The organism is Halobacillus sp. A5 (assembly GCF_024189315.1).
In the GTDB taxonomy this organism is placed as follows: Bacteria; Bacillota; Bacilli; order Bacillales; family Halobacillaceae; genus Halobacillus_A.
Genome location: NZ_JAIZEO010000004.1, coordinates 376,211 through 393,869 on the forward strand (window position 1 = coordinate 376,211; position 17,659 = coordinate 393,869).

The window sequence follows — 17,659 nt, forward strand, 5'->3', positions numbered from 1 at the left end:
GCCTGAATGCTGACATTTTTAATCAAAGATTTACTATTATTTTGGCGTGATCGCAAAGAAGTAGTAACCGTTATCCTCTTACCGCTCTTATTAGTTGTCGTTCTCAGTGTCTCAATGTCCGGGTTATTTGATGAAGATCAAAGCGAGAATTTCGATCTATCATTAGGTTTGGTGATTGAAGATGATCAAGACGAAGCGATGGAAGAATTTGAAGCGTCGGTTACTCAATCTGAACAGATCCCAGATGATATGAAACCGGAATTGATAAGAACCATCCAAGAAGCACCACCAGTAGAAATGATAACGGAATATCTAACGAGTCCTGAATTAGAGCATTGGCTTACCGTTCAAACCATGTCAAGAAGTGAAGTTGATCAGGGTATTGAAAGTGGTAATCTCGATGCCGGACTCATTATTCCGGAAAATTACACCGCGCAGTTACTAAAGTCCATTCATTTTGATGAAGAAAATAAAACTGAATTAAGCTTTATTGCAGAGAAAACATCGTTTGAAGTAGATATGGTTCATAATGTCATTCAAGGTTTCCTAGAGCAAATGAATCTGCAGTATGCCATTTCTGCATCAGGCAGTGAAATAAATGCTTCTGAAATCCAGCGTCCTGAAGGCGCCACAGAAATGATGGCAGATAATTCCTCTTTCACCATTTCAATTGACCAATATTTCACGATATCTATGGGGGCATTGTTTGTTTTATTTATGGCTAGTACAGTGGCAACCCGTACAGGGATTGAAAAACGAGAGCATACCTTTAATCGAATTGCACTAACGAATACGCCTGCTTTTCACTTCTTATTTGGTAAAACATTTGCAACCTTTATCCTTTCCTGGATGCAAATCGTATTAATATTTATAGGTTCCCATGCAATTTTGGGTGTTTTTTCTGGAAGATCATTAACCTTTTGGATGGGATTAATCTTCATGGCGTCGATTTATTCCTTTGCGATTGCAGGGTTATCTTCTATTTTGACATCGATTTCCTTAAGGTTAAAAAATCCAGATACAGCTAACGGTATTTTCATGGCTATTATTATATTTTGCGGCACCATCGGAGGAAATTTCATTCCTATCTATATATTGCCTAACTGGCTTCAGGAAATCGGTGAATGGACACCGAATGGTTTGACGCTGGCTGTGTTAATGGAATGGTTGCAAGTAGAGGACTTATCCATTCTTTGGATGCCGGCACTTTCTTTACTCAGCCTCACACTGATTGCTTTTATAGTATGTCTACTGTTGTACCCTAAGAGGGGGGAAATCTCATGATTTCAGTATTTTTAGCGCAATTGGCGAAAGAACGCCGGAACCCGCTTTTAATTATTGTTTTTATCGCAGCTAGTATTGGAGTAACACTCATTTTTACAGGGGGGACTCAATCGCCTGAAAGCATCTCTATTTTTAGTGAAGAAGATCATGCACAGGCGATTGAAGAAAAATGGGAGCGTCTTTTAAATGAAGGAGACGAAAACAACCTTCATTTCGTTACCACTACGCCGGAAGAAGCAAAAGAGGATGTACAACAAGGGCGTTCAGATCTAGCTGTCAGGCTGTTTGAAAATGATTACCAACTGATTAAATCATCAAATATACCGACCGTTCCCTACGTTGATCAGCACGTAAGAAAAGTATTTGAAAAGGAAGCATTTATCAGCACAGCAGTTGAACAGTCGGAAGACCCAGAGGGTTTGAGAGCAGAAATTACTACAAAGCTGGACGATCCACCAATGGAAATGGAAGTTGCCTCTCTTGCTGGTGACGAACTTTCTAATTATGATATGGGCACCCAGTTAATGTTTGCTTTTACTCTGTTAATTGCCATGTTTATTATAGGCTTTCGAGTTAACAATATTATGAAAGATAAAGTGTATGGTTTATGGGATCGGATGATTTTATCACCTGTTTCAAAAACTGGCATGTATACCGCGTACATTACTTACGCTTGCTTTATCGGTTTTGTACAAACGATGTCTGCCATCCTTATTTTCAAGTATGTATTAAACTATGACGTCGGTGAGCGACTGGGTCTTTTAATTGTTATTATTGCGTTCTTCACCTTCAGCATGGTGAGTATCGCAACACTATTTACAGGGATTGTTAAAAATCCGGAGCAGTTTTACGCTATTTACCCTTCAGTTATTCCAATTATTCCATTAATCAGCGGGGCTTATATGATGCCAGGAACGCTCAATAACCCTGTGCTTACGTTTATTGGAGACCTATTTCCCGTTTCCCATGCTATGGATGCCATCATTAACGTTGTTATATATGACGCCAACTGGCAGGAAATTATCCAACCACTTGTATTAATGACTCTAATCGGCGTTGTTGCCATGGGTATTGGAGTTAATCTTGTGGAACGAAGGACGTACTAATCTTCAATAACCGGGTTCACCACACAAATTGAAAACCATTTAGATGAAGAACATCTAAATGGTTTTTGTACACTTAGCTCTAAGCCATGAGGAGTTAATGAAGTTGGCAAATCTTCATCAGTAGCATTAATTCTTTATAGTATCAATATTTAACGTTTCCTGTTTTACGCTGTACAACTTCCATACCGAAATACTACACGGCAACGCAAACAACAGCATCTAGAAAGGAAAGGTTACTTTAACCCTCTTACCTATATATTAAACAAAAAACAATTCATGCCTTTAATCAATTTCTCATGTAATACCTCACCACTTGTATAACCTTTATTCATAAAAAAGCACCACCTCATGAAAAATCTCCGCATAAGGCAGTGTTTTCTTTTATCTTGTTCTTTAGATCTTTTATCTCGTAAAGCTGGGCCTTTCCCGTGTTCTATTCACTTTCTACATCATATGTTCTTGCACCGATGTAACGGGATGGCCAATAATCACTAATGGTTAAATCTATAACTGCAACACCAGAAGATTTAGTCGCGACTATCATTTGATCATTTCCAACATAAATAGCAGGGATAATACTAGAGCCCTGAAAAAAGAAAATGTCACCCGGCTCCGCTTCCTCTCTGGATACTTTAGTTCCCTCTTTCCATTGCTGACTTCCATATCTCGGTAATTTGTGCTGCAGAGCTTCGCCATACACATATTGAACGAACCCGCCCGTGTCGAACCCTTCTTCAGGAGATACGCCTCCTTGAGTATACTTAGTCCCTACCAGCTGGCGTGCTTCATAAACCGCTTCATTTTCATATTGAATGGCAATATCATCGAAGTTTCTAGCGCCTGTATAGTGATCACGCCAATACTCGCTCATATAAGAAATGGTCGTCTCCCCTTCTTCGCCGGTAGCATGGACAATATAATCGTTACCTAAATAGATCGCGGAGTGTGATATCCCTTCCTGCCATGTGCCAGAGAAAAAAACAACATCTCCAGGAGTAAGCTGATCATTGCCAAGTTCATATTCATCAATATTGAGGTCTTCACCTACTTTCCACTGTTTAAAAGTGATTCGGGGCAAATAGATGTCCATTGAGTCACGGAATACCATTTGTACGAGAAAGGAACAATCAAAGGCTTCCAGCGTGCTCCCTGTTAATAAATAAGGGGTCCCTAAATAATTCATCGCTTCTTTTACGGCCGGGTGTTCATGGTCGGAATACGTGTCGGGATTAGATTTTTCCAGGATGTCTTCAGTAAAGCGAGAAGCGCCTATATAACGATCGGCATAATAGCTGTGATATTTCAAATCTCTTTCCTGAACACCGGATGAAGTGGCTATGATAAACTGGCCATCCCCTGAATATATACCTGATATCAGTTCCTCCTCATCATTTTTAAAAAAGACAAGATCTCCTGTCTCCAGCTCGTCTTTTTCAACGTCCATGCCGGCTTCAAGTAGTGAAGATGGACGTTTCGACAACCAGCTTCCGGTTACTTCTTTAAAGACATAGTAAACGAAACCGCCTGTATTAAATCCTTCGTCTGGACTGGACCCATTTCGTTTGTAAGGAGTCCCAATTAAGTCTTTCGCCTGCTCTACAATCTCATTGTCTGAGGAATGGGGAGAACTATCCTCCGAATACCGTCTGGCCCCTTGATAGGCGTCCGCCCAATATTCACTGGTTTCCAAATTTCTTTCGGAGATCCCCTCGCTCGTAACAATCACGAAGCGTCCGTCGTTTATGTAAATCCCGGACATTAAATATGTCCCTTGAAAAAATACTACATCTCCAGCTTGAAGGTTATCAACGTTTTCCCCCTCAACCCACTGGTCAGCAGCACTCCCCGGGAGAGAAATTGACTTTGATTCTTGATACACATGCTGGACCAGCTCAGACGTAATATACCCTTGCTCATTTTCACCGACCAAATCCAGGGCAAGTTCAGCCGCAGGATCAAGGTCCTCTGCTTTGGCGGTATTTGTGAAGATTAGAAAAAAAGAACTCAACAAAAACATAGAAAATAAAAATCGCTTCATACAATCATGCCTCCATAGTTTTTAATGAATATTGAATTTATTACCATCATAGAGAGGACCTAATCCCCTCCACTATTACTAGCATACAAGGTGAATGCCTTGAGGTTCTATGGGTCTTTTCAGTCAAAAGATAAACTGCTACTGATTATATCTAAAATCGTACAATTCCACGCTTTCTTCCTTTCTAACGTACAAAAAAGCAGAAGCACCATTGATCGGGCTCCTGCTTTTTAAGGTTAACTTGAATTGTAACTAGTGTGCCATCATTTCGTGAGCAATATCATGACCATCCATATTCGACGGGTAGTATGTCGGCCAGTGAGTCACTTCATCTAATAAAGCCTCACGGTCGTCTCCCCAATACAGGTGATAGTGTCCAGATTTCGTCGGATAGATACTATGATCACTAAATTGAATAAATTCCGGAAGTCCTTCCGCTTCTTCTTTCAGTTTAAAAATGTATCTTACCCCTCGATTACCTGCATCGTACGTAAGAATTTCATAACCATCAGAAACATACTCCCCAGACCGTTCCTCTCCATCTTCATAGAAAGTGACTGTCTCTCCGTCAATCTTAATACGATCGACATCTGTCTGGTACCCTTCCTCATAATATTCCCTGTATTCCTCAGCTGTCTTGTCGCCCTCATGCTCTGCTTTGTGTTCATATACCTCATCCAGGGTTCCGTCATCGTGATATGGATAAACGGACTGCCAGTCTCCTTCCCAATCGGAAAGCTCTCGTTCCTCCACTTGACTGTCTTCAAAATATCCATCATAAATCTTCTCTTCTTCTTCATCATGAGCGTGATTGTGGTCGTGGTCGTGATCATCCTCTTCACTGGATTCACCGGAGGAAGATGGCTCAGATAGAGCTGTAGATAATACTTCTAAGTTTCTCTCCATAAGGGTAAAGTAATCTTCATTATTTTCAACGTCTTCTTCTGTTAAAACCGATAAATTGTGTATGCGTAAAGTCTCAGCATCAATTTCCTCTCGAACGACGTCTGCTACTCTAGGAGTAATGTTCTGTTCAAAAAGAACATAATTTAACCCGCGGTCTTCAGCGGTTTCTACAATATTCTGAACTTCTTTTTGAGAAGGCTCATTTTCTGGGCTTAATCCAGAAACAGCGATCTGCTTAATCCCATAGTTTTTCTCCCAGTATCCGTAGGCCGCATGAGAAACAATAATTTCATTTCCAGGTAAGCTCTCAATCTCTGTATGATACTCCTCATCTAAATTCTGGAGTTTCTCTTTCAGCTTTTCAAAGTTTTCATTAAATGCCTCTTCCTGCTCAGGATTTAATTCCACTAACGTATCTTTGATATTTTCTGCCATTTCAATGGAACGAACGGGATCGAGCCAGACATGTGGATCCTGATCTCCATGGTTGTGACCATCATGCTCATCCTCATGACTTTCTTCCTCATCAGCATGTTCATCTTCGTGCTCCTCTTCTTCCCCATGGCTGTGGCCATGTTCATCTTCATGTTTGTGATCATGCTCTTCCAGGTCAATTCCTTGAGATGCTTCAAGAATTTGAACATCTTCTGACTCAATAGAGTCAGAGATGTCATCCGCATAAGGTTCTAAACCTGCGCCATTGAAGATAAAAGCATCCGATTCAGCGAATTCAATCATTTCTTTTGTCGTGGGTTCATATGTATGTGGATCTGTCCCCGGCGGCAGAATAGATTCTACCGAAGCTGCATCTCCGGCAATTTGTTCAGTGAAGAACTGAAGGGGGTAAACCGTTGTGAATACTTTTAATTTCTCCCCAGAATCCTGAGATTCTTCTTCGCTTCCACTTCCACCTGTCTCTTCCCCGCTGCAGGCAGCCAGTGAAATGATGACAATAAATAAACTAAGTATACCTGTTAATTTTTTAAACAATGACTCTCCTCCTTTTATTCTATGATTACTATATAGTAATCATTACGTTTTGTAAATAGTAATGATTACACTTAATTCTAAGTCTATGGACAAAGGTTACTCTTCTTAAGGTGTGGGAGAAAAAGCATTATACAGTTTTCACAATATTTCATCCCCTACTGGAAAAAATGGTTCTCCAAATCTTTATAGACAGCACTTGGTGTAGTACTGGATTGACCTGTGTATTTGCCGCTGTATGCTTTTGTCGGTTGATCCATTTTTGCAAGTATCAATTTACAGATTCTCCATCCTTCTACTAGTTCTATGGGAGAACGATTGGCATTAAAAAGCTCAAGTGTAATGCGCCCTTCAAACCCCGGGTCTACCCAGCCGGCATTCTGAACAAAGAGCCCCATTCTTCCAATTGAACTTCTTCCTTCCACAAACGCAGTCAAATAAGCCGGAAGTTTGATCCACTCTTTCGTTGTCGCAAGCATAAAAGAATGTGGAGGGAGAATAATAGATCCCCGCTCCCCTATATGTATGTCACGATACGAAGCTCTTTCTCTCATCGATAGTTTGCCTGTACTATGTTCATCCAGAGTCATAAAGTGACTGCCAAGTGTCAGGTCTACTGAAGCCGGCTGGATATGGGAAGATGGGGATGGTTGAATCATAAGCTCTTCCTTCTCCAAATAGCGGCAAATAGTTTGACTTGATAGAATCATTTCTTCCACCTGCTTCTTTTTTATTGTGTAGAAACTTCCCAAGTAAATGGATCCTGCATGTCAGACCATTCCTGGTCCATCTCACCAGCAGTTAATAAACATTGATCCAGCTCTTTAATAATCGTTTCTTTCTCAAGGTTTACTCCTATAAATACTAGATTCGTCTTACGATCCCCAAACTCAACATCCCAATCGTTTAAGATATCAGGGTTCTGCTTGATGGTGCGTTCCTTTTGTTCTTTGGGGAGGGAAGCTACCCAGTAGGAGACAGGTTCAATAGAAACGGACGGACCTGCCTGGGATAATAAGAGAGCCAGTTGATTTCTTGTGGCACACCATGCAATTCCTTTTGCACGTACAATCGATTTAGGCATACGGCTGATCCAGTTATAAAATCGCTGCGAGTGAAAAGGCAGTCTTCTTTCATAGACAAACGAATGCATTCCATATTCCTCGGTTTCAGGGGTATGTTCCTCCGGTCCTGCCATCAGCTCTTTAAGCCAGCCAGCTGATTGACTTGCTGTTTCAAAATTAAAACGATGGGTGTTTAAGATTTTTGCTGGATCAATTTCACTATAAGTCGTACGAATGATTTCTGCGTCAGGCTGTAGGGTTTGTATCACATTAGTCAGTGCCTTTAACTGTTCCTCTGTCACCAGGTCACATTTATTGAGCAGGAGAACATTACAAAATTCGATCTGGTCTATTAGTAAATCGGCGAGATTGCGTTCATCATCTTCTCCAAGAGCCTGCTTTCGGTCAAGGAGACGATCACCTGACTCGTAATCATGCCAAAAACGATAGGTATCCACAACGGTAACCATCGTGTCAAGACGACAGAACTGGGTAAGATCGATTCCCATTTCTTCATCTATATAAGAAAAGGTCTGGGCAACAGGCACAGGCTCGCTGATCCCGGTAGATTCAATGACGATATAATCAATGTCCCCAGCCTTTGCAATCTTTTCAACTTCGATGAGTAAATCCTCTCTTAACGTACAGCAGATACAACCGTTAGACATTTCAACTAAATTTTCTTCTGTTCTTGAAAAATGCCCTTCCTTCTCTATTAAATCGGCGTCAATGTTAATTTCACTCATGTCATTTACAATGACGGCAATTTTCATTCCATCACGATTGTTTAAGATATGATTAAGCAGCGTTGTTTTACCTGAACCTAAATATCCGCTTAATACAGTAACAGGAATTTTTTCACTCATATTTAAGCCCTCCATTTTTAATTAAATAAAGCAAATAAGATCATGGCCAGCAGCCATGTACTTATTAATGAAGTCATCATCTGTCTTCCCAGCAGCTTTAACGCGTGTCCTCCTCCCATTTCCTTGTAAATAGATAATAAAGTTACTAAACAAGCGGACAAAGTGGAAGCTAAGTATACAGAGATGAACACCTGCCACAGTTCCAGGGTATGAAGAAGGGAACCTTTTCCTTCATTAAGTACCATTAACCCGTCTTTTCTAAATATGGAGAAGATGACTCCAGGCGCAACATCTGAGGGCAGCGAAAACACGGTTAATAAAGGAGCAATAAAAACAACCAAATCATGTATAACGTTTAAATAGTCAAGGGTCGAAGCAGCCAGACAGATGATGATAAAAATCGGCATAGCCTGAAAAATAAATTGTTTAATACTCCCTTTCAGACGAAATATAGTTCCCCGCCATGTGATAGGCTGCAAATAAGGGAGTGAGCATACCGAAGAATGAGGGATAGAGTTTTTCTCCCATATCCTTGTATGGACCGCTCCAACAATAAGCAGCATAAAAATGTAAGGCAGAAATAAAAGCGGCGCTCCAGCTGAGCCAAATATTGATAAAGAAGCTCCGATCTGGTAGCTGCATGCAGAACCGAAGGAAATCATAGAAATGCAGGCCCCTCTTGTACAACTGCTGCAGCTTCTGGTTTGCATCACCGCGACGACATTACACCCAAACCCTGTTAAAACAGGGGTTAAATCTCTTCCTGTCAGTCCAATTTTTTTCAGCGAGGGTGTCAGGGCATAAGTAATACGTTCCTGCACACCCGTCTCCTCAGTAATAGATACGCTTAAACCAATGAGAAAAACTACTGGAAACGCCCACAGGAAGGAATACCAGCCTAGAGTTAACACTCCATAATTTCCTATCAACAGCTCCTGGAAGAACCCCGGGACATTCATAAGGCTGTTTGTTAAAGGATCTACCAGCCATTTCTCAGAAATGGGCTGAAAATAACTTGAAAACAAATAGGCAGTAAAGACTGGAAAGGCAAACATCCCGATAACCATAGATAATGCCAGAAGCGGACCCGCCAAGCTTTTGGATAACAGTTGTTCAAGTCTGTGTTTCTGTTTCTCTTTCTGAGCAGTTGGAAGAAAAGTCAGCAAGTGATGGTTAAGATTCCATCTTGACGAGGACCGAACAGCTTCCCATAACTCTTCCTGTTCGTCCTGCTTCATAGAGCGGCTGTTACACCAGATTACTGGAACATTTAACAACTCTTTTATAAACCTTTTTTCTTCCTCATCGGGGTCATATCTATCTTTATGGGTCGCTGCCACCGTAACCTGCTTCCCCCTTAAATCCAGCTGTTCATCAAGGAGAAGGAGTTCATCTTTTAAATGAGGAGCCTTAACTACTAAGATGATTTCACGCAAATCTTCAGTTTCATCCATAGTCATTTGAGTGGTCTTACTATCATCTTCGTATCGGATCCCGGGAGTATCCACCACTTCCGCAGAGGAATGCCTTTTTAATTTCCCCCGTGTAAAAACAACAGTGGAACCTTTCACATTGGTTTCAATCCCTGTCTGATTTCCGGTTAAATGCCTAAATAGCGCAGACTTTCCTACAGATTCGAGCCCCGCCAGTGCTATTACACCTTCCTTTCTTCCCTCAGCAATCACAACGCTCGCCACATCCTGAGAGATCTTCCAGATAAAAACTTTCCTTACGATATAAGTCAAGAATGTCTAGATTCAATTGAAGTTTGGAACCAACAGCCTTAGCGATGATAGGAAATCGCTGGCGAAACTTATAAATATAGCAGAACACATGGCTATCATGCCTTAATTCAGGTCCGCATAAAAACAAGCCTTCACATTGGGTGGATTCATCATAGTCATTAACCAGAGGTTTTCCATGCGCCCCAAATTCAAAAAGATGTGAAATCATGGAAGTACTTCCTTTAAAACCGGTGGCCAATATAGGCGGGGTCTGCGAGGTAAATGAACGACCTTCTATTGTATCCACACAATATCCACCATCTTCTTCCTTTCTTACAGATTGAACCGTTTGGTGTTCAAAAATTTTAATCCTGCCTTCTGGCACTGCTTCCTGCATTCGATGAAATGTATACGGAGATAAAATAACACTAGGGTCACTGCTATCGAGCTTCCATGTTGGTGTTTTAGCAATAACACGAGAACTTTTCTGAATATTATTCAGCTGATAGGCAGCATCAAGTCCGCTTTCATATCCGCCTATAACAATGTAGTCACTTTCCTTTAATTCTTCCCACGAATTAATGTGGCTGTTATGGATACACAGCTCCGCACCCGGGAACATCTCTAAATCCGGGTACTGGTACTCGCCAGCTGCCCATACTACGAACTTACTGGTAAGCACGCCCCTAGAAGTGTTGATTTCAAACTGATGATTCCGCTTGTTTACATACTTCACTTCCACTCCTGTTTTCACAGGCAGATCATAATGTTCGGCCAGCAGCTCCAGATATTCCGCATACTCTTCGCCTGTAGGGTGCTCTTCATTCAGTGTATAACCAGGAGAGGTTTTAGGAGCTGCCGCATTAAGGTCTGTCTGGCCAAACCCTTGTGATGGAAAAGAAGGAGTGATAAATCTCATTTCTTTCGGCCATTTCCGAAAGGATTCTCCTATCTCCCCACGATCTATAAGACAAAAGCTTTTACAGCCCATCTGTTTCAAGAGAACCCCTACTCCTATGCCAGAAATACCAGCGCCTACAATAAGTACCTCGTAATGTTTATTCATGTTAACCTTCCTTTAATAGTAATTATTACGATTTAAAATAAGCAAAATTTTTTTAATCTGCTACACATTTTTTGAATTGCTTTTCAAGTTCCTTTTTGTTTAAATCCTTCCCTATGAACACCAATTCACTTACACGAGGATCGGTTCCCCAGCAACTCTTTTCCTCCCCTGCAAACAGCATATGAACACCTTGAAAAACAAAGCGTTTCTTTAAACCTTCTATATTAAGCACCCCTTTATAGCGGTACAGACTTTCTCCTTGCATTTGCACAAGAAATGAAATCCAGAGATTAAGCTTTCTTAAATCGAGTGGCCTGCTTTCCTGTATTGATAAAGAAGATATTTCGTCATCATGATAGTGAAGATCATTGTTTAGTAAGCCGGGAGCTGCTTCCACTTTTTCATTCAAGTCAAAAGAATAAATCCCTAAGACTTTATCCAATTCAATCTGACTGTTTGTACATAAATACGTCGCAGCGGTTGGATTGACTTTTTCTAACCGATTGATTAATTGCGTCAGGTCATCATTTGATACCAAGTCAGTTTTGTTTAGAAGGATCACATCTGCAAAAGCAATCTGGCTTAGCGCTTCCCCTTTTTGCTCCAAATGTTTTGAAATATGTTTAGCGTCCACCAAGGCGCACACACAGTCTATAACAAAGTCTTCAATCATTTCCTTATCCATTAAAAATGTTTGAACAACTGGAGCTGGATCGGCGAGCCCGGTCGTTTCTATTACAACACGGTCAAACTCGATCACTTTCTCTTTTTTCGAGATGGCAAGCATAGATAATGTATCTATTAAATCTTTACGAACATTACAGCAGATACATCCACTATTAATTTCTATAATCTCTTCTTCCGTTTTCTCAAGGAGCTGATCATCAATTCCAATATCACCAAACTCATTGACAATGACAGCGACTTTCTCGTCAGTATTTTTGAGGAGATGATTAAGAAAAGTTGTCTTCCCTGCTCCTAAATACCCTGTTACTATTGTTACTGGAATTCTGGAATCATTTTCTCTCATCTTCCTGCTCCTCTAACCATTTATCTAAAGCCTGCCAGGGCATCAGCGCACAATTGTGCCTGGCCCTTAATTTGTGTACTCCTTTGAGAGCTGCTGCATCCCCTAAATCGATATTTTCCTCTATTTCCCCTTCTCTTATTAAACGTTCAAAAGCATCTCTCTTCCTTAAAACTTGCTCCATCGTGTGTTTTTTCAAAAGATCTGTCATCATCGAACAAGACGCCATACTAATACTGCAGCCTTCTCCTTCGAAGGATAGATCTTCAATACCCGTTGGTCCTGTTCGTAAATACAAGGTCATTACATCACCACACGTAGGATTTTTGTAATAAACCTTGTTTATATTACTCTGCTCAGATAATTCCCCGTAGTTTCGTTTATATTTCGCGTGGTCTAGTACCACCTGACGATATAAATCATCCAGCATGAAAATCCTCCTTGATATGCGTCTATTGACTATGTAACGGCTTTATTTTAAAAGCTATTGAGGGAGCGACAGCAGAAATACTTTCTGATTAAGAGGAACTCCTATTCTAGCCCGTACTACCTCTGTATAGTCCTTCCACCTGACCAATTGGATCTTCGTTTCAAGCTGTGCAGCAATCTCTCGATCAATGTCGTTAATGGTTTGCAAAAGTTCTAATAAAGTCATATCAAAGTGATTTGCTGCACGTTTGTGCGGTGATTCACTTTTAAGCCGAACCATAAACTCCTCTGCAGAGCCAGCCTCTTCCGCAATTTTATCCTCTATATTTATCACGTAGTCATAAATTTCCCTCTTCTCTTTAGGCAAAGAAGCGACAATCTTATCCGTTAGTATTTTAATTAAATAATCACTCATGATTTCACCTCAGCGTATATCGAACTTAAATATCTTCTTTTCCTAAGAAAGTCACTCTACAGATAATACTCTCAAACTAAATAGTAACCATTACTATTTATGTGGTACAAATTAGATTATCATTAACTTCCTAAAAAAACAAGTGAGAAATTGTGTTTTTATTAATAGGCACCTCGATCCAAGAAGGCAAAAAAGACAAGCGGAGCATTCAAAATGCACTGCTTGTCTCACTTGTTCAAATAATATCTAACTTCAGCACCTAACGTGTAATCAATTATCATTCATCCTCTATATTTAATGGCCAACCCTTTCAAGAAATTACGCGCATATTGATCTCCGAACACTTTATAATTCTTGTGTCCTTCTTTTCTTAATAACGCGCTTACTTCCCCTTTCGTGATCGTGACTCCGGCTTCATCTAAAATATCAATAAGATCCTCGCTCGTTAACTTCAAAGCGATTTTCACTTTTTTCAGCATGACATTATTTACACTTGAAGCATTTTTTATCGACCGATCAGGCTTGTTTGGCTGACCGGGCTTTGGTTCCTGCGGTCCTCTTTGGAAAGTAATGAAGCCATTTAAAAAGGATTCGAACATACTGTTTGTACATTTGATTTGATCTTCATTTTCATCTGGTTCTTCTTCGTCGTCTGATTTTGTAAGTACTTTTAACAATTCTTCTTTTGTTAAATCAACGCCGCCAAGATTAAATATCTCGATCATATCCTGATCTTTGATATCCAGGGCATATCTTAATCTGATTAATAAATCATTATTGTCCATTGATAAACCTCCCATTAGTAAACACTATTTCTAATCATAACACGTGCGATTAGTCTAACCCATCTGAAAGAATATAAGCGGGTCATGACAGCTGGAGTTTCACTTAAAAGTCCTACGGGTATAACCATTCTGCCAGTATACTTAAGGAGGATTCATATGATTGTTTCAGGAAAAATTCATTATAAGCACCATCAGATTAACTTTGAAGTGAAGATGACCCACCAGGATATTAAAGATGGAGAAATCAATTCTGAGGAGGCCAGGCAGGAGTTAATCCATGCCATCAATCGTAAGTTCCGTGTTAAATATCCTCTTTCCAGTACTGTGGATCCTGTTCATGTAAGGAAATTTTAAAGAAGTACGCCGGCATAAGTCAGATACTTATTTTACAGCAGGTTTTTAACTCGATCAGCTAACTCGGCCCCGTTCATGACCCTTTTGCCGCCTCCCTGGACAAAATCTGGCTTGCCCCCGCCTTTTCCTTCAATAAGAGGCAGGATTTGTTTGGCGACTTCATTCATATTTCGGTTGATGTCCGCCCCATGGGCCAGCACGAACTGCAGCTGATCTTCCTGCTCACAGATCAGAATAAGGTAAGCATCAGGGGCTTCTTCGATGATGGCTTTTCCGAGCGTCTGGATTGTCTTGATCGGGCGGTCTTTAAAAATACGCTGAATCACCCGTTCTCCCTGTGATTCTGAAACTATTTCACGTGCCTCATGCTTAAGCAGCTGTTTTTCAAGCTCAGCAATTTTCTTGTCTTTCCCTCTGCCTGATTGAATCAGCTCGTTAACTTCCTCTACAAGCTGATGTTCCGGCCGCGGCACGAACCGCTTCATGTCAGTTAATACCCGGTGCTTTTGTCCGAGCTTATCCAAAACCCGCCGGCCGCAGACGAACTCCAGCCGCACCTGTTTCTTATTTTTTGTCCAGCCGAGGAGTTTGACGGCCATGACTTCCCCTGTGGACGCTGGATGCGTTCCCCCGCATCCGTTGTAATCTACACCCGGAATCATTACAAGCCTGCCCTCCCCGTTGACAGCAAGCGGTTTGCGAAGCGGAAATTCCAAAGCCTCTTTAGCGGACATCCATTTCGTTGCAACCGGAATATTATGAAGGATGATCTCGTTCACCTGCTCCTCCGCTTTCCTTAAGAGATCGTCGTCGAGGTATTCCGTATCCAAATCAATGGTTACCGTATCTTTTCCTAAATGGAAGCTCGTCGTCGGAAGGCCGAACTGATCCTCGAATACTGCTGAAATGATATGCTGTCCGCAATGCTGCTGCATGTGGTCCAACCGTCGTTCTTGATCAACTTTTCCGTGCACAATTCTTGTTCCGGACGGAAGCTTTTCTTTTGTATAATGACGTAATTCATCTTCTATTTCTTCAACATCGATCACTTCGACTCCATTCAAACCTCCAATGTCGTGCGGCTGTCCGCCGCCTGTTGGGTAAAAGGCTGTCTCTCTCAGCACCACATAAGAACCACGCTCATCTTCATTAATCTTAGTAACGCCCGTTTCGAACTCCATCTGATAGGCATCTACGTAGTAAAGCTTTGTTGTCAAAATTAGTTCCCCCTATGTTTTCCTATAGGCATCGTAACACGTTTATAAAATAAGATGCCTGTTTCCCGGTAAAATCATCAGGAGACAGGCATAGACATCAAGCTTTCTTTTTAAAATCAAATACGATTTTATAATTCTCATCGAGCGTTAAAGCGGTACTGAATGCTTTCTTTCCTTTAAACCCTTTCAGCACCCGCGTCCGCTTCTTCTCGCATAACGTTTTTATCATATTGTTCGTTAATGACTTCCCTGCTAATCTCTTCGGAAAAGTCACTGTACATCCTTCTTTATAATTGGAGCACGCATAAAACTTGTAGCGGTCCATAATTGAGCCGGTAGAACAGGCCGGGCATTTCGCAATCGGTTCGTTCCACTTCTTTTTCTCTCCTGTGCTGCGAACGTTCACCTGCTGGATCGAGTCAGGGGTTTCTTGAATCAGCTTTTCAATAAACTGCCCGGTCTGCTTAAGAAAAACTTGTTTCGACCCTTCCCCGCTGCCGATTTTCTTTAAATACGATTCCCATTTGGCAGTAAGAGAAGGACTCGATAACAACGTTCCTTCAATGGCTTCACAAAGCATAATCCCTTTATCTGTGACAAACACGTTGTTCTTTTTCACCTCAATGTATTTCTGGGTCTTAATGGTTTCAATAATGCTGGAGCGCGTGGCTTCTGTCCCGAGTCCCTCGACTTCTTTTAAAATCTCCACGTCTCCCTCATCATCCATGAGCTTCCCGCATGTTTTCATCATATTAATCAGCTGGCCTTCGGTGTAAGGCTTCGGCGGCTGCGTCATGCTTTCTTTAATATGAAGCCGGGCCCCCACTTCTACCCCCTTGTGGACATTCGGAAGAAAAGCTTCCTTCTCCTGTTTGGATGAAGACGGCTTAGGAAACAGCTCCTTCCATCCCCTTTTCACTTCTCTTCTACCCGTGGATTTAAAAGGAAGATCGTGAACATGGGTAATAATCACCGTCTCTTCATAGACATAGTCCGCGTGGAACATCGCAAGCGTCGTGGCCAGCACTTCCTCATAAATATTGCGCTCATCACGACTCAGTCCACTCAGCTTCTTTTGACTGGGGACCGTTTTTGTCGGAATGATGGCATAGTGTTCCTGGACTTTACTTGAGTTGACGTACCGTTTATTTGGTTTCAACGACACAGGGGAAAAAGAAACATTCAACGCTTTCTGATAGGCATTTAAATTGTTCACTACATAGGCAAATTCACTTTCCGTTATAAAATTGCAGTCTGTACGCGGATAGGAAACGAGCCGCTTCTCATAAAGCTTCTGCATCGTCTTCAGCACCTGTGACGGCGTGTATTTCCATCGTCGGTTTGCAACGCTTTGAAGAGTCGACAGAGAATGGAGTTTCGGTGACTTTTGATGTTTCGTCTTTTGATCGATTTTCTGAACAATACCAGTTAAATCTTCTTTTTCTTTCAGCCAATGCTTGTCCATAAGCTCCTGTACCTTCGCCTTGTCTTTTTCCTTAATTTCAGCCAGACCTTTATAAGCCCCTGTTTCCGCTTGAAAAAGACCCTCAATTTGATAAAAAGGCTCAGACACAAAGTTTTCGATTTCCTTATGCCGTTGATAGATTAAATACACTGTCGGGGACTGCACACGTCCAATTGATAGATAGCTTGCGAAACCTTTCTTCTGTAAAAGCAGGGTAAACAGGCGGCTGGCATTGATTCCCACCATCCAATCGCTGATCTGGCGGGCTTTCGCTTCATCAAATAAACGCAGATCCTTCTCGTTGCTTTGTAAATTTTTAAATCCTTTACGAACTTCATCCTTCTCAAGAGAATTGATCCACAATCGCTGAATCGGCTTTCCCTTCACACCCGTTAAGCGGAGAATGCTGTAAAAAATATTCGAGCCTTCCCGGTCAACATCAGCCGCATTCACGAGTACGTCTGCCTGCTGGAACAGCTTCTTGACTGCTTGAAACTGCTCCCATTTCCCTTTTGACACTTTTTCTAAGAAGCGATCAGGAACAATCGGCAGCTGATCAAGCTTCCACTTCTTCCACTCCGGTTTATAATCATGAGGCTCTTTTAATTCAACCAGGTGGCCGACTCCCCACGTAATGGTCGCGCCATGCGGAAAGGTCTCATCCGGCTTTAATTGTATGTATGTTTTCGATTTTTCCTGTATCGTAAAAGCCTCTGCATAAGCTTTTGCCTGAGAGGGTTTTTCGGCTAAGATAACCACTCGTGTCACGGTCTTTCCACTCCCGTCGATGAACTTTTAGATTACTATGGGAAGGTAAAAAGAGATCAATTCATGCTATGAATTGATCTCTTGAATAGCTAGCATTTACAAAGCATTTAGGCGTTCACGTACATCTCTCCAAATACCGAAAACGTCTTCTGAATTTA

15 protein-coding genes are annotated in these 17,659 nt (G+C 41.4%); 3 read left to right on the forward strand and 12 right to left on the reverse strand.

Translation table 11 applies throughout. The features are described from left to right. The first annotated feature begins 6 nt into the window (after positions 1–6). Both LF822_RS17035 and LF822_RS17040 read left to right on the forward strand, forming a co-directional pair. The gene (locus tag LF822_RS17035; RefSeq protein WP_253925285.1) at positions 7–1,284 is read left to right on the forward strand and encodes an ABC transporter permease; all 1,278 of its coding nucleotides are present in this window, start codon (positions 7–9) and stop codon (positions 1,282–1,284) included. Further along, positions 1,281–2,390, forward strand: a complete 1,110-nt coding sequence (locus LF822_RS17040) for an ABC transporter permease (RefSeq protein WP_253925286.1) — start codon at positions 1,281–1,283, stop codon at positions 2,388–2,390. Before LF822_RS17035 ends, LF822_RS17040 begins: the two co-directional genes overlap by 4 nt. Before the next feature lie 433 nt (positions 2,391–2,823). Here LF822_RS17040 and LF822_RS17045 read toward each other — a convergent pair whose 3' ends face one another. From LF822_RS17045 to LF822_RS17090, 10 genes are all read right to left on the reverse strand, one after another. Beyond that, on the reverse strand, positions 2,824–4,428 hold the full coding sequence (locus LF822_RS17045; RefSeq protein WP_253925287.1) for a C40 family peptidase: 1,605 nt from the start codon (positions 4,426–4,428) through the stop codon (positions 2,824–2,826). 252 nt (positions 4,429–4,680) lie between these two features. Next, the gene (locus LF822_RS17050; RefSeq protein WP_253925288.1) at positions 4,681–6,324 is read right to left on the reverse strand and encodes a metal ABC transporter solute-binding protein, Zn/Mn family; all 1,644 of its coding nucleotides are present in this window, start codon (positions 6,322–6,324) and stop codon (positions 4,681–4,683) included. 155 nt (positions 6,325–6,479) lie between these two features. Further along, entirely contained in the window at positions 6,480–7,073 is a 594-nt protein-coding gene (dcd, locus tag LF822_RS17055; RefSeq protein WP_371925944.1) for a dCTP deaminase, read from the reverse strand. After that, positions 7,052–8,251, reverse strand: a complete 1,200-nt coding sequence (locus LF822_RS17060; RefSeq protein WP_253925289.1) for a GTP-binding protein — start codon at positions 8,249–8,251, stop codon at positions 7,052–7,054. Before LF822_RS17060 ends, dcd begins: the two co-directional genes overlap by 22 nt. A gap of 17 nt (positions 8,252–8,268) precedes the next feature. Then, on the reverse strand, positions 8,269–9,948 hold the full coding sequence (locus tag LF822_RS17065; RefSeq protein WP_253925290.1) for a nucleoside recognition domain-containing protein: 1,680 nt from the start codon (positions 9,946–9,948) through the stop codon (positions 8,269–8,271). Beyond that, positions 9,926–11,041, reverse strand: a complete 1,116-nt coding sequence (locus LF822_RS17070) for an NAD(P)/FAD-dependent oxidoreductase (RefSeq protein WP_253925291.1) — start codon at positions 11,039–11,041, stop codon at positions 9,926–9,928. The genes LF822_RS17065 and LF822_RS17070 overlap by 23 nt, the downstream gene beginning before the upstream one ends. A 52-nt stretch (positions 11,042–11,093) precedes the next feature. Continuing rightward, positions 11,094–12,071 carry a CobW family GTP-binding protein gene (locus LF822_RS17075; RefSeq protein ID WP_253925292.1) on the reverse strand — a complete coding sequence of 326 codons (978 nt, stop codon included), beginning with the start codon at positions 12,069–12,071 and terminating at the stop codon, positions 11,094–11,096. Next, positions 12,058–12,498, reverse strand: coding sequence for a Fe-S cluster assembly sulfur transfer protein SufU (gene sufU, locus LF822_RS17080; RefSeq protein ID WP_253925293.1), 441 nt, complete (start codon positions 12,496–12,498; stop codon positions 12,058–12,060). Before sufU ends, LF822_RS17075 begins: the two co-directional genes overlap by 14 nt. A gap of 54 nt (positions 12,499–12,552) precedes the next feature. Continuing rightward, positions 12,553–12,912, reverse strand: coding sequence for a hypothetical protein (locus LF822_RS17085; protein ID WP_253925294.1), 360 nt, complete (start codon positions 12,910–12,912; stop codon positions 12,553–12,555). A 281-nt stretch (positions 12,913–13,193) separates the two neighbouring features. After that, on the reverse strand, positions 13,194–13,697 hold the full coding sequence (locus LF822_RS17090) for a YehS family protein (protein ID WP_253925295.1): 504 nt from the start codon (positions 13,695–13,697) through the stop codon (positions 13,194–13,196). A gap of 156 nt (positions 13,698–13,853) precedes the next feature. Between LF822_RS17090 and LF822_RS17095 the strand changes: the two genes are divergently transcribed. After that, positions 13,854–14,051: a hypothetical protein gene (locus tag LF822_RS17095; protein WP_253925296.1), complete on the forward strand. Its 198-nt coding sequence runs from the start codon at positions 13,854–13,856 to the stop codon at positions 14,049–14,051. Positions 14,052–14,083: 32 nt separating this feature from the next. On the opposite strand, the gene LF822_RS17100 is transcribed toward LF822_RS17095, so the two are convergent. Both LF822_RS17100 and LF822_RS17105 read right to left on the reverse strand, forming a co-directional pair. Then, positions 14,084–15,268 carry an alanyl-tRNA editing protein gene (locus LF822_RS17100; RefSeq protein ID WP_253925297.1) on the reverse strand — a complete coding sequence of 395 codons (1,185 nt, stop codon included), beginning with the start codon at positions 15,266–15,268 and terminating at the stop codon, positions 14,084–14,086. A 97-nt stretch (positions 15,269–15,365) separates the two neighbouring features. Further along, on the reverse strand, positions 15,366–17,501 hold the full coding sequence (locus LF822_RS17105; protein WP_253925298.1) for a type IA DNA topoisomerase: 2,136 nt from the start codon (positions 17,499–17,501) through the stop codon (positions 15,366–15,368). Positions 17,502–17,659: the final 158 nt, after the last annotated feature.

Coding starts and splice junctions, on each gene's coding strand:
- LF822_RS17035 (WP_253925285.1), top strand. CDS start 7: ATGCTGACATTTTTAATCAAAGATTTACTATTATTTTGGCGTGATCGC.
- LF822_RS17040 (WP_253925286.1), top strand. CDS start 1,281: ATGATTTCAGTATTTTTAGCGCAATTGGCGAAAGAACGCCGGAACCCG.
- LF822_RS17045 (WP_253925287.1), bottom strand. CDS start 4,428: ATGAAGCGATTTTTATTTTCTATGTTTTTGTTGAGTTCTTTTTTTCTA.
- LF822_RS17060 (WP_253925289.1), bottom strand. CDS start 8,251: ATGAGTGAAAAAATTCCTGTTACTGTATTAAGCGGATATTTAGGTTCA.
- LF822_RS17070 (WP_253925291.1), bottom strand. CDS start 11,041: ATGAATAAACATTACGAGGTACTTATTGTAGGCGCTGGTATTTCTGGC.
- LF822_RS17075 (WP_253925292.1), bottom strand. CDS start 12,071: ATGAGAGAAAATGATTCCAGAATTCCAGTAACAATAGTAACAGGGTAT.
- sufU (WP_253925293.1), bottom strand. CDS start 12,498: ATGCTGGATGATTTATATCGTCAGGTGGTACTAGACCACGCGAAATAT.
- LF822_RS17085 (WP_253925294.1), bottom strand. CDS start 12,912: ATGAGTGATTATTTAATTAAAATACTAACGGATAAGATTGTCGCTTCT.
- LF822_RS17090 (WP_253925295.1), bottom strand. CDS start 13,697: ATGGACAATAATGATTTATTAATCAGATTAAGATATGCCCTGGATATC.
- LF822_RS17095 (WP_253925296.1), top strand. CDS start 13,854: ATGATTGTTTCAGGAAAAATTCATTATAAGCACCATCAGATTAACTTT.